Raw genomic sequence first — 12,536 nt, 5'->3', positions numbered from 1 at the left:
TGCCATGTTTTCTGTTGATGTCTCCCCTGATATGAATATGTATACGTTACTCGTTAACCAAGCATATGATTCTTCGTTTGCTCTATGTGAATTTATTGATAACGCAATACATGCTCATCTGATTTCTAAGAAAGAATCACCTCTCAATATAGAATTAGAATTTTACAACAATGAAAACCCCGATCCTAATATGCGTAATAAAATTATAATTCGCGATGATGGTCCTGGCATTAGTAGAACCTTGCTTGAAAAAGCTCTAAAACCAGCAAGTAAACCGATTGCAAAAGGATTAAGCGAATTTGGTATAGGTATGAAAGCAGCAGCAGTTTGGTTCGCAGATGAATGGAATATAAAAACACATCCTGATAAAGATAAAAATCAATATATGTGTAATTTTAATTTAAATGAACTTCTCCAAAAGCAACAATCCCAAATTACTGTCTTTGATAATGCGTACACAGGTCAATGGACTGGAACTGAAATTGTACTTTCTGGTGTACGCCGAGACATCAGTTTAGAGCGCTATCAGACCATTACCGATGACATTACACATATTTATCAAAGATTCATATATGGTAATAATCCACAAGTTGTGATTACAACAAGTTACAACGGCTCCCCTAAAAAACTATTTTTTATACCATTTAATCCCCAAACACTTCTTTCTCCAAAGCATGTCAAAAAGGGGGCTAACGTTATTGCAGAAGGCGCGGATAAAATTTGGCGTGTCCCAGTCAACTTTCAATATATAGGCGAAAACATCCATGGATTTATTGAAATTAAAGAAACTGGTAGTTATATCAAAAATCCGGGTCTAGTGATGTTCAGACACAACCGAGTGATCTGTGGTATTCCCAACAAAAAATATCTTCCTCTTGGGATATTCAAAACATCTAATAAGCATAGGGCATTAAGAGTTTACGGTGAATTGAACCTTGATAATTCCCCCGTATCCTATACAAAGGATCGTTTTACTTTTGATAATGATGAGTTCTGTGAAGCGCTTATAGAAGGAACTCCAGGGTTGAGTGAACTTCTTAGCCAAGCTGATGCATTTAGGGCTAATATCAACACACATTCAACTCCAATAATAGCTTCTAACTCTGAACCAGCGATTCCAGAAAATCCATCTGAACCAATACTGGAACCTACATCAACAACGTTAACAGCTTCTTCTCCTGCCCCCCAAGCTCCTTCGTCGGCGTTAACATCCCGACCAAGTACGACACCATATAGTCCGCTTGCACCAACAAAAATTCAGAGATCACTCGCCGTCGAAAGTAAACTAACAGAACTTAATTCATTAAAACTTTGTCGAATATATCATTCTTTATGTACTGTTTCGGGTGTCGAGCATGCAGTCCTTGTGTATGTAGGTGCATGGTCATTTTTTGAAACATTGGCAAAACTTCTAGGTGTATCTCCCAATATTAATTTTTCCGATTATTTTAAAAACATGATGGATAAATGGCAGTTCAATAGAGAAGATAAGAAATCTGCCAGTAATTCACTTGCAAAAATTCATGAAGAAGGTAATCTCAATAAGCATGACGGTATAAGTTTTGACACCAATGCAACTCAATTAATTATACATTTTCAGGTTCTAGAAAAATTAATAATTAGATCTGTAGATGAAATAATAAAAAAGAATGTGAATTAAATACTCATTATCGTGATGATATAAAAAGAGGGTGTAGAGGGTATACGTAATTCTGTGTAATTGCCACCGTATTAAATGTATTAGTCTCGACTTGATCTGACACATGGCCTTGAAAGGTTGAGAGTTACCGGTTTTGATATGGGTGTCGAAGCCTTATACAAAACACAAGGTAACTCTCATGTTTCATACTACCAATCCCGTTATCAAACACAAAGCTGGTTTGCTCAACCTCGCTGAAGAGCTCAGCAACGTATCCAAAGCCTGCAAAATCATGGGCGTTTCACGGGATACATTTTATCGTTATCGCGAACTGGCTGATGAAGGCGGCGTGGATGTGTAAGCGCACCCGTTTTAGTTCCATGCACTTTTTGATATTTCCGAGGGAATGTCACCCCACTCCTCGACAGCAGTCCGGGCATCTAACTCATGGACGAAATGGGATCGCAGATGGAACCACCTCCACATTATCGTACGAGTTGGCTTTTAAAAGAGCCAAGATAGAAGTAATATTTCGCTCAAAGTCCACTCCCGGCCCAACAATAATTTTCTCTATAGGTAAGCGCGCCGTATCTCCCTCCTCCATAATATTCAACGACATTGGAATATAGGGAATTACATCACTCCCCTTAGCTCTGAACATTAGAGGGAGCTCTTTCGCAAACAAATCTTTGCCGTCTTCCGCCTTGCTGCATATCAGTCGGCTTTCCTGCTCCTCACTATAGCTTAGGTGTTTGAAAGACTTAGCAAGAACACCAAGGGTATAAGCCCACTCCTCATACATCAGCTCTTTCCACTTATCAGATGCAATTACGAAAAGATCCAGAAGATCAATCGCAAGCTCCTCAAGCCCTTTATCACCATATACAACATCGTAAAAATGCGCGACCTGAGGATGCGGATATAATTGGCCAAGATTTAACCCAATCGCATAGCCTTTCCCGAAACTTCCGTAACCTCTCCACTGACTAAGCAGATCACCATTTGCCGAAAGGCTAACGCAATAAGCTCCTTTTTTAGAACGAGGTTTGTGGAGGGCAGCCTCCACACCGTGGATAATTTTAACTTCAGAATCGGTTAGTCCTCCAGGCTTAGAGCGCATGAACCCTAAAAGTTTCTCAGGCAAGAAGGTACCTTCTGAAGGATCATTCAGAAATAGAAGGTCAGTCGCCCACAATCTACCGCTCTGAATAATCCCCAACAATCCAGCCGCATCTGTATAGTGATATCTCATGCCCTGATTCAGCCAACCGTATTTAGGAAGACCATGCGTCTGATATACGTATCCGAGAAGCGACATCATGTGAGGGCATTTAATAACAGCCTCACGAGAATAAAACGCACTAAAATCTTTTATATTTTCTTTGTTACTGTCCATCAACTCAGCACCACTCATTCAACCCTTTCCTATTTGCACAACTTGGGGACTCAGGCTCTTCGTAACAACAGGCTAAAGTAACATCTTTTGCCCGCCTTGAATTCCTAAGTTTAGCCTTAAAAAGCCTTCCTTGGAGTGTTTCTGTGGCTCTCATAGAATTATCCCAAAAGCACTCAAAGTAAATCGTGGTTACCACCAGAAAGCAGATGAGCGGATCGCCTATGCCACTCATGACCTGGCTTGGATAACCGGGTAGCATGACGAGCGCAACAAACGGGCTTTCTCTTCGGGAGTATAACGACGGCATTTTTGCTCGCCAGTAAGCACTTCGATTCTTTGCACAGGATGTTTCTTAAACATAGACCTATGTCTTACTAGTGAAGTTTCCAGTTTAAACGGGGTTACTACAACAACATGCTGCATGGACCCTCAAACCAGCCTGTATACAACATATGCTTATTGGTGGTCATTCTGGTGGTCTTGACAGAACGGCAATTCAGGTTTAGCTTACTTATTAGCCAGTTACTGGCAAAGGCGATCCCAGTCAGAGGAGCCAAATTTAGAAAATCCCGCTTAAGGAAACTTAAGCGGGATTTTTGCTTTTATCACGCCATCTCATCAATGGCGTTTTTATCCGATAGGCTCACCGTCAGGATTTACCCGCTGGAAGCGGACTGGGAGATTATATTGCCATCAGTTCAGTAAATCGCTCAGGAAACGCCTTGCGCGAGGGTGCTGCGGTGCGCTAAAGAATTGTTCCGGCTTGGCCTTTTCCAGAATTTCGCCCTGATCCATAAACCAGATGGTATCCGCCACATCGCGGGCAAAATGCATCTCATGCGTAACGCACATCATGGTCATGCCTTCCTGCGCCAGCGAACGCATCACGCTTAAGACCTCCCCCACCATTTCCGGATCCAGCGCCGATGTGGGTTCATCAAACAGCATCACCGGCGGCTTCATCGCCAACGCTCGGGCAATGGCGACTCGCTGCTGTTGCCCGCCGGAAAGCTGCGCCGGATAGGCGTTGGCTTTGTGCGACAATCCGACGCGCTCCAGCAATTCTCCGGCATGTTTGCGCGCGTCGGAACGTCTGGTACCCAGCACTTTCACTGGCGACATCATGATGTTGTCCATCACCGACACATGCGGGAATAGATTGAAGTTCTGGAAAACAAACCCAATACGCGTACGCAGCTGATTCAATCGCGTGCTGCTGCCGTGAATATCTACGCCATCAAACAGAATCTGCCCTTGCTCAATAGGCTCAAGACGGTTGACCGTGCGAATCAGCGTGGACTTACCTGAGCCGGACGGCCCGCACACCACCACCACTTCACCCACTTTGACTTCGGCGCTAAGATCGGTCAGCGCATGGTAGTCGCCGTACCACTTGTTGACCTGATTAAACAAAATCATCGGGATCATGATGTTTCCTTATTAAGATTGCGGTTGGCGAAGAAAAGGGAATTGTTCTGCGCTTCTCCCTGCGGTGGTTGTTCGTTGAGTCGTTTGTTAGCAATATAGTTTTCGAGCTTATTCGCCAGCCACGTCAGGCTAAAACAGATGATGTAATAGCTTAGGGCGACAATAGCGAACACCTGAAACGGCTTGGTCAACAACTGATTACTAACCTGATTTGCCGCATAGGTCAGTTCCGGCACGTTAATGACATAGCCAAGCGTACTATCTTTGATAATCGACACCAGTTGGCTCACCAGACTGGGCAGAGAATTGAACAAAGCCTGCGGTAAAACCACCAGCCGCAGGGTTTTCAGGTAACTCATCCCCAGCGCCCGCGAAGCTTCGTACTGGCCGTGGGGCAGCGCCTGAATACCGCCGCGGACAATCTCGGCAATATATGCGCTTTCGTAGATAACCAGCGTGCAGAGCATGGTGGAAAAGCCGCTGATATTCTGCCCAATCAGCAGCGGTACGCAGAAGTAAGTCCAGAACACCACCATCATTAGCGGAATACCACGCAGCGTGTAGACCCAACAGGCGGCGGCCCAGCGTAACCCGCGCCACGGCGACAGGCGAGCCAGCCCCACCAGCACGCCAAGCGGAAAGGAGAGCGCCACCGCCAACAGCGAGATTAACAGCGTGCAAAGCACGCCGCCCAGCGGCCCGTTCGGGTATTGTCCCATCAGGAACAGCATGCTGTGGTCGTGCAAAATGGTTAAAACGTCAAACATAGCGATTACCTCGCATACACGCGTTGAAAATGACGCCCCAACAGCGCGCCCAGTCCCATCAACAACAGTGAAAATGCCAGATATCCCAGCGTTCCAATCACATAGGCTTCGAAGGTACGGAAGGTCTGATTTTCAATGTCGCGCGTGACGTAGGTCAGTTCGGTCACGCCGATGACCATCGCCAGGCTGGTGTTTTTAAACAGCAAAACGGTATGGTTAATCAGCGCAGGCAGCGCGTTGCGGATCCCCTGCGGCAAAATAACCGCCCCCATCGCCCGCATATAGCTCATTCCTAATGCCCGCGCGGCCTCATTCTGCCCGTCAGGTATGGCGCGCAGGCCGCTGCGGATATCTTCGGAGAAGTAGGCCGCCTGGCATAACCCCAATGCGAACATCGAGAAAAGAAACTCGGCATTGAACGCGTTGATCCAGCTCTGCACCGATTCCGGCAGCAGCGTCGGAATGGCGAAATACCACATCATCAATTGGATCAGCGTGGGCACATTACGGTGATAGGAGATGTAAGCCGCCACCAGCCGCGTAGCGAAGCGGTTTTCCGTCAGACGGACAACCAGCAGCAGCAGCGCGATAAACATGGCCAGCAGCCAGGCGCCCAGCGCCAGTTCCAGCGTAATAGTCGCGCCCTGCACGATCATCCCGCCATAATGGCCTGTTAACACAGCACTAAAATCGAGCGCCATAATGAGCCTCCTGTAAACCCGCTCAGACTACGCTTTCGCCGGGACGCATCGTAGAAAGCCCGCCGGGAACCTGCAGCGTCGGCGTGATTTCTATATTGCCGATATTCACCGCCACCGGCGCGCTAACGGCAAAGGCCACGCAATCTGCAATGTCTTTTGCCTGAGGCAGCTCAAAGCCATCGATAAAACGCCTGCGGGCGTCCTCATGATCGCCGGACACGTTGCCAAAAATATCGGTCGCCACACGCCCCGGACAAATCTCCGTGATGCGAACGCGTTTGCCGTAACAGTCAACGCGCAGTTGTCGCGACAAGGCATGCACGCCCGCCTTGGTCGCGTGATACACCGAGTTGCCGTTAAAGTTATAAATAGCGGCGATGGAGGTGATATTGATGACGTGGCCGCAGTCGCGCGCCACCATGCCCGGAACCAGCAGGCGACACAGATGCAATACCGCGCGCAGGTTAACGTTCAACTGGGTTTCAATCACATCTTCACTGGCATTCAGAATGGAGCCGGGGTGCGAAACCCCGGCGTTATTAACCAGAATATCAACCTGCAAATCGCTGCACAGGCGGGTCAGCGCATCGAGGTCGGCCACGTCCAGCGCATGAGGAATGCAGCCGGTGCGATCGGCCAGCGCAATCAGTTGTTCCCGCCGGCGGGCAACCGCATGCACGGTGATGCCTTCCTGGCATAAACGTTCAACAATCGCTTCACCCATACCGGCGGACGCGCCAGTCACCAGTGCGACTTTGTAATCTGAAAATGGCATGTTGCCTCTCCTGTCATGACTGCGGTCATCAATGCCGCATCGTATTTATTGCGTATTTTTGACTCTATTCAGTTATGTCCCGGCGGTATAAGACATAAATGGTTTGAGGCGATAAGGGGGACTTATAATCCTGATGCCAGAGGGGCATGGTTTTGAATTTTCGCGATTTCCTGACCAAATCCCACGACGTCGCCATCGTTGACGACGAAGGAAATCAGCCGCCCTGACACCGGGCTTCGCACGGGTAAATAGAGGGCGCCTACCTTCACCATCGCCAGCAAATCGTGTGGGTTAACCGCTACGCCCGGCGCAGCGAAATTGCCGTCAAGAAGCGGATGGCGCAGCAGCACCCGCCCTGGAGCAGGGGCGCATAACGGCGTTAACGGCGGCGTTAAGCCAGAAGGTTTCTCTGCCGCAGGAGGCGGCGCAATGCGGGGAGAGGCGGTGAGATGAACTGACCACGTTCTGCCCTTTAGCGCAACATGCGAAATTGACGTGGCGCGCAGGCTGTGCGCCAGCTGCTGTAACACCTTAAGTGTGAGCGTTTTTTCCATATCCGGACCCGGTTACTGGCTAGTGTTTTCGGTGAATGTCTTCACTCTATCCCGTGTACGCTGCCGGCCAGTAAGAGGGTTTCGCTTTACGGTAATAAGGGAGACTTATTAACTCACCAGCGTTAAGGGACGGTTGTCCGGCGTGCGGTTCGACACCAGTGAAAGCAGAATGGATTTCACCGCTTCCGCCGGTTCCGAGAGCGGCAAATGGTCCGAGATGCAAAACGAGAGCGAGGCATGTACATCCGGTTCGATAATTTTCGCCATCCACGCATCGGATGCTTTCAGCATCGCGCGCGCAGCGGACTCCGGCATGATCGTGCAGCCCAGCCCCGCCGCCAGCGCCGCATTGAGCGTAGTTTGCGACTCAATTTCACAGGCGACCCGGTAATCCAGCCCTTCTTTAACAAAGGCGTCATCCACACATTTACGCATGATGTTGTAAATGCGCGGCACGAACAGGTCGTAGCGCGCCACATCGGCAAGCGCAATCTCTTTTACCGGCTTATCAAGGCTATTCGGGCAGACAAAATACAGGTGCTCCTTCATTAAAGGAATAAAGCGCAGCCCGTGGATCGCACGGTTATCGTAGATCACCGCCATATCCATCCTCCCGTTCATGATCAGCTCGCTTAAGGTGGTGCCGAAGTTTTCGTTGAAGTAGAGCACAATGCCAGGATGCTGGCGCTGCACCTCTTTCATCAGCGGAATGGCCAGCTGCTGCGCCGCCGTGCCGGGAGCAAGGCCCACGGAAACGTTGCCGCACAGCTCCATTCCCGAACGGTCGATAGCGCTCTGCGCCTGCGCGCACTGGCGCAAAATCGCCTGGGCATGGGTATAAAGAATGTTGCCCGCGGTGGTTGGCGTTACCCCGCGTTTGGTACGAATCAGCAGTTGCTGATTCACCTCCCCTTCCAGCGTCGCAAGCTGCTGGCTGAGCGCGGGCTGAGCGATATGCAGAATATCCGCCGCCTGGGTTAAGCTGCCCACATCGACAATTTTGATGAAATATTTCAGGCGACGTAGATTCATGGCATTTCTCCAGTGATGGCTTTCTCATCAATTAAGCAATGGATGTGCCAGTTCTAATGATTGCGGAACCACACAGGCTACTTATGGTTTGATTAGCGCATAATCTGTGCAACTGCCGCCCAGGCCGCATTCCACCGTGAGCGCCCCGCACCGCTGCGGTGCAAACGGGCATGGCATTGCATCGTTGCAGTGTCTTACGGTGGTCTCCGTCATTGCTTTGTATTATGTCCCCACAACAAAGCGGTATTATCCGCCCGCCAGGCCGGTTCCCTATCCTCAGACATGCATCACCCTCCACCGTGCGCAAGCGCGGTTCCCGCTGAACCAACTGGAACACCTGTGATATGCCAGAAATTGCCGATCGACTTAAAAACATAGTCATTTCAGCGTCCGTCGCGATGACGCAAAAGGCGCGGGATCTCGCCGCGCAGGGTATTGATGTGGTTGGGCTTTCCACCGGAGAGCCGGACTTTCCCACCCCCATGCATGCGATTGAAGCGGCGCATGCCGCCGCCCTCGCCGGAGACACGCGCTACCCTCCCACCGACGGAACACCGGCGCTGCGGGCGGCTATCCAGCGCAAATTCAAACGCGACAACGGCCTGGATTACGACGTTAGTCAAATAATCACCGCTGGCGGCGCCCGGCAGATAATCTTCAACGCCATGATGGCCACGCTTAACCCCGGCGATGAGGTGGTGATCCCCACGCCGTCGTGGATTAGCTATGCGGACATCGTAAAATTCGCCGGCGCCACGCCGATCCCCGTGCCCTGCCATGAAGAAAACGGTTTTAAGCCGCTGCCTGCGGATATCGCCGCGGCGATAACAGCCAAAACCAAATGGCTGTTGCTGAACTATCCCAGCAATCCCACCGGCTCCGTCGCCAGCCGCGAAGAATTGCAGGGCATCGCCGATGTGATGCTCGATAACCCGCACGTCTGGATCCTGACCGACGATATTTATGAGCACCTGATTTATGACGACTGCGTTTTCCTGACGCTGGCGCAGGTGGAACCGCGTCTGTACGACCGCGTGCTGACGGTAAATGGCGTGTCGAAAGCATATTCCATGACCGGCTGGCGTCTGGGCTTTTGCGGCGGTCCCGCGCCGCTTATCAAAGCGATGAGCAATGTGAACACCCAGAACTCAGGCGGCATTACGACGCTGGCGCAGGCGGCGGCCATCGCCGTGCTGGATGGCCCGCAGGATTTACTCAAAGAGCGCGCCGCCATTTACCGCGAGCGCCGCGATTTTGTGCTGGCGAAACTGGCCGCCATTCCGGGGCTGACGTGCCATAAGCCGCAGGGGGCGTTTTATCTGTTTGTGAATATCGCGGCGTTTATCGGAAAAACCAGCGCGGCCGGGCGACTGATTGCCAGCGATGCCGATTTTGTGATGGCATTAATTGAAGAGCAGCATGTGGTGACCGTTCAGGGCGCGGCCTACGGTATCAGCCCTTATCTTCGCCTCTCTTACGCCACCAGCATGGAGCGCCTGCAAACCGGTTGCGAGCGCCTCGCCGCGTTTTGCGAAGGATGCCGGTAAGCTTCACATTCCCTCCCCGGCGGCGCTGGCGCTGACCGGGGCTACACGAACGCTCCCTCCCACCCGACATTAAAATAAACCGCCGGTTGTTCCACAGGCGGCTTTGTTCCATTAACCGGTCACATACAGGAAAAATATTCTATTAATGGAATAAGGTCATTATCATCACTTTGCCACCATGCTCTATAAATGGGTTATAATTATGCAATATGACCTATTAATGAAACACGAGGTAAGTTATGGCAAAGCCGTCCACTCGAACATATTCTCGCTATAGCAGTGATGCGGCTCGATTACTTGGACTGATGATTCGCACTGCGCGCATTGAGCGCAAACTCACCGTCGAGGAACTCGCCGAGCGGGCAGGGGTATCCCGGGGGCTTGTCTATCGTGCCGAAGAAGGCGATATGGGGTGTACAATCGGCGCAGTATTTGAGCTTGCCACTATCATCGGAGTTCCGCTTTTTACGCCCGAGCACGCGGCAATGACAATGCATATAGCGAACGCAGAGAAAACCCTGTCACTTATGCCACGTGCAGTACATCGCTCCCGAAAAGAGATAAATGATGATTTCTGATAATAATGTCAGGCAGGCCTACGTATGGATCTGGTTGCCAGGCGCGACTCAACCTGTTGTTGCTGGCGTATTAAACCGCGACGGCAATCGGTTTATCTTCAATTACGGGCGTAGCTATCTGGAGCGTGAAGACGCAATATCTATCTATGGGCCAGAACTCCCTCTGGTTCGTGGCGCCATTTTACCGGGTCCGGACCTACAGCAAGCCAGCGCTCTACGCGATGCAGCGCCTGATGCATGGGGCCGACGTGTCATTCTCAACAGGCTGGTTGGTACCCAGAGCAAGGATGCCGATCCCGATAAACTGGACGAACTGACATACTTACTCGAATCTGGCTCTGACAGAATAGGCGGGCTCGATTTTCAATTATCAGCGACACAATATGTCCCACGAGCGGCCCAGAGCGCATCTCTTGAAGAGCTGATGCAAGCGGCGGCCATGGTTGAAAATGGTATCCCTCTCACGCCGGAACTGGACCTTGCGCTTTTTCATGGCAGTTCGCTTGGCGGAGCGCGACCAAAAGCAATGATCGAATCTGACGACCGTAAGTTCATCGCTAAATTCTCTTCTTCAACGGATACTTATAATGTAGTGAAGGCGGAATACATTGCCATGAAATTGGCGGTCAGAGCCGGTTTAAACGTCGCTTCTGTACGCTTTCGTCATACTGCAGGTAAGGATGTCATATTGGTCGAGCGATTTGATCGCATGAAGAAAGATATGGGATGGGAGCGTCGTCTGATGGTGTCGGCCCTGACTATTTTTGGTCTGGATGAAATGATGGCGAGATATGCAAGCTACGAGGATTTAACAGACATTATCCGCCAGCGCTTCGACGCGCCGAAGGAAACATTGCGCGAGCTATTCAATCGTCTGATTTTCAATATCATCTGTGGCAATACCGACGATCATGCCAGAAATCATGCAGCGTTCTGGAATGGCAAGACACTGAGTCTAACTCCTGCCTATGACATTTGCCCTCAGAGCCGTTCAGGTAATGAGGCGACGCAAGCGATGCTCATCGCAGGTGAAAACCGCATGAGTAATCTCTCTGTCTGTCTGAGAGCCGCACCCAAATTCCTGCTGAACGAACAGGAAGCCATCAGGATCATTATCCAGTGCATTGACGCTGTGCGCACAAACTGGACAGAGGTGTGTGACGAAGTTGCATTAAGCGAAGTAGACCGGCGCTTGTTCTGGGGGCGAATGTTCCTCAACCCGTTCATATTTGAAGGCACTCCTTCTGTCATCATGCAATTACGTAATCTGTCGGGCTGATCTTGCGGTTGAAACGGTATTGGCATGTCGGGTAAGCGCCGCGCCTCCCCCGACAAACCACCGACAGGGCTACTGCTGCAACACCTCCGCAGCCGGCGCCACCACCGCCCCGCAGGCCTCAATCTCACTGCGCACAATCTTCGCAAGCGTCAGCGAACCCGGCGTATCGCTATGAATCAGAATGGACCGGGCGCGCACGGCAAGCCGGTGCCCCTCAATGCTGGTGACCGTGCCTTCCTGCAGGAACTGACGCACCCGACCGCGCACCGCCCCTTCTTCTTTAATGACCGCGCCGGGCTTGCCGCGCGGCACCAGACGCCCTGCCGCGTCGCAGGCGCGGTCGGCCAGAAACAGCGTCAGGCTCCGCAGGCCCACGCTTTGGGCTGCACGCTCAATAATGGTATCCGCCTGACAAAAGATAATCAGAGCCGGGTCAAGGTGAGAAATCGCCTGCATCACCTGCCGCGCCAGCGCCTCATCCCGATTAATCATATTGCCCATCGCCGCGTGAAAACTGACATGCGACACGCTCACGCCTTCGGTTCTGGCAATCGCCTGCAGCGCGCCGATCTGATAAATCACCTGCTGGCAAATCTCATCGGGGCTAAAGGCAATTTCTTTACGCCCGAACCCTAACCGGTCCGGCAAGCCAGGATGCGCGCCAATGCCCACGCCCCGGCGTTTTGCCAGCCGTACCATTTGCGTCATGATGGCCGGATCCCCCGCATGAAAACCGCAGGCGATATTCGCCGATGAAACCACTTGCATCAGGGCTTCGTCATCACACAACTGATAGACACCAAACCCTTCTCCCATATCGGAGTTCACATCTATTTTCAT

General features: G+C 51.1%; 12 protein-coding genes and 1 pseudogene. 5 read left to right on the top strand and 8 right to left on the bottom strand.

What is annotated here, in order from left to right; translation table 11 throughout:
• The first annotated feature begins 4 nt into the window (after positions 1-4).
• Both CPA59_RS07575 and CPA59_RS07570 read left to right on the top strand, forming a co-directional pair.
• Positions 5-1,660 (top strand): ATP-binding protein, encoded by a 1,656-nt coding sequence (locus tag CPA59_RS07575; protein ID WP_107758990.1) that lies wholly within the window; start codon positions 5-7, stop codon positions 1,658-1,660.
• A gap of 178 nt (positions 1,661-1,838) precedes the next feature.
• Positions 1,839-1,994, top strand: a pseudogene (locus CPA59_RS07570) (helix-turn-helix domain-containing protein); the annotation flags it as partial.
• 90 nt (positions 1,995-2,084) lie between these two features.
• On the opposite strand, the gene CPA59_RS07565 reads toward CPA59_RS07570, so the two are convergent.
• The 7 genes from CPA59_RS07565 to nac form a co-directional block, all read right to left on the bottom strand.
• Entirely contained in the window at positions 2,085-3,053 is a 969-nt protein-coding gene (locus CPA59_RS07565) for a DUF2971 domain-containing protein (RefSeq protein ID WP_107758989.1), read from the bottom strand.
• Positions 3,054-3,728: 675 nt separating this feature from the next.
• A complete protein-coding gene (locus tag CPA59_RS07555; protein ID WP_107758987.1) occupies positions 3,729-4,463 on the bottom strand; it encodes an amino acid ABC transporter ATP-binding protein in 735 nt (244 codons plus the stop codon).
• Positions 4,460-5,230, bottom strand: a complete 771-nt coding sequence (locus CPA59_RS07550) for an amino acid ABC transporter permease (RefSeq protein WP_100849262.1) — start codon at positions 5,228-5,230, stop codon at positions 4,460-4,462. Before CPA59_RS07550 ends, CPA59_RS07555 begins: the two co-directional genes overlap by 4 nt.
• Before the next feature lie 5 nt (positions 5,231-5,235).
• Positions 5,236-5,931, bottom strand: a complete 696-nt coding sequence (locus CPA59_RS07545; RefSeq protein WP_038918479.1) for an amino acid ABC transporter permease — start codon at positions 5,929-5,931, stop codon at positions 5,236-5,238.
• Between the two features lie 22 nt (positions 5,932-5,953).
• Positions 5,954-6,706 (bottom strand): SDR family oxidoreductase, encoded by a 753-nt coding sequence (locus tag CPA59_RS07540; protein WP_100849260.1) that lies wholly within the window; start codon positions 6,704-6,706, stop codon positions 5,954-5,956.
• A 122-nt stretch (positions 6,707-6,828) separates the two neighbouring features.
• Positions 6,829-7,260 carry a biotin/lipoyl-containing protein gene (locus CPA59_RS07535; RefSeq protein ID WP_107758986.1) on the bottom strand — a complete coding sequence of 144 codons (432 nt, stop codon included), beginning with the start codon at positions 7,258-7,260 and terminating at the stop codon, positions 6,829-6,831.
• A 108-nt stretch (positions 7,261-7,368) separates the two neighbouring features.
• Positions 7,369-8,292 (bottom strand): nitrogen assimilation transcriptional regulator NAC, encoded by a 924-nt coding sequence (gene nac / locus CPA59_RS07530; RefSeq protein WP_038660277.1) that lies wholly within the window; start codon positions 8,290-8,292, stop codon positions 7,369-7,371.
• Between the two features lie 344 nt (positions 8,293-8,636).
• Here nac and CPA59_RS07525 point away from each other — a divergent pair, with 344 nt between their 5' ends.
• The 3 genes from CPA59_RS07525 to CPA59_RS07515 all read left to right on the top strand — a co-directional run bounded on the left by CPA59_RS07525 (position 8,637) and on the right by CPA59_RS07515 (position 11,696).
• A complete protein-coding gene (locus CPA59_RS07525; protein WP_038918475.1) occupies positions 8,637-9,839 on the top strand; it encodes a pyridoxal phosphate-dependent aminotransferase in 1,203 nt (400 codons plus the stop codon).
• A 239-nt stretch (positions 9,840-10,078) separates the two neighbouring features.
• Positions 10,079-10,417, top strand: coding sequence for a helix-turn-helix domain-containing protein (locus tag CPA59_RS07520; protein WP_107758985.1), 339 nt, complete (start codon positions 10,079-10,081; stop codon positions 10,415-10,417).
• On the top strand, positions 10,407-11,696 hold the full coding sequence (locus CPA59_RS07515; RefSeq protein WP_038920879.1) for a type II toxin-antitoxin system HipA family toxin: 1,290 nt from the start codon (positions 10,407-10,409) through the stop codon (positions 11,694-11,696). The genes CPA59_RS07520 and CPA59_RS07515 overlap by 11 nt, the downstream gene beginning before the upstream one ends.
• A 69-nt stretch (positions 11,697-11,765) precedes the next feature.
• On the opposite strand, the gene CPA59_RS07510 is transcribed toward CPA59_RS07515, so the two are convergent.
• Complete coding sequence (locus CPA59_RS07510) at positions 11,766-12,536, bottom strand: 5-oxoprolinase subunit PxpA (RefSeq protein ID WP_038668683.1); 771 nt, start codon at positions 12,534-12,536, stop codon at positions 11,766-11,768.

This window comes from Dickeya sp. Secpp 1600 (assembly GCF_003049805.1).
In the GTDB taxonomy this organism is placed as follows: domain Bacteria; phylum Pseudomonadota; class Gammaproteobacteria; order Enterobacterales; family Enterobacteriaceae; genus Dickeya; species Dickeya fangzhongdai.
The sequence above is the reverse complement of the archived record's forward strand: the minus strand, read 5'-3'. Positions and strand labels throughout refer to the sequence as shown.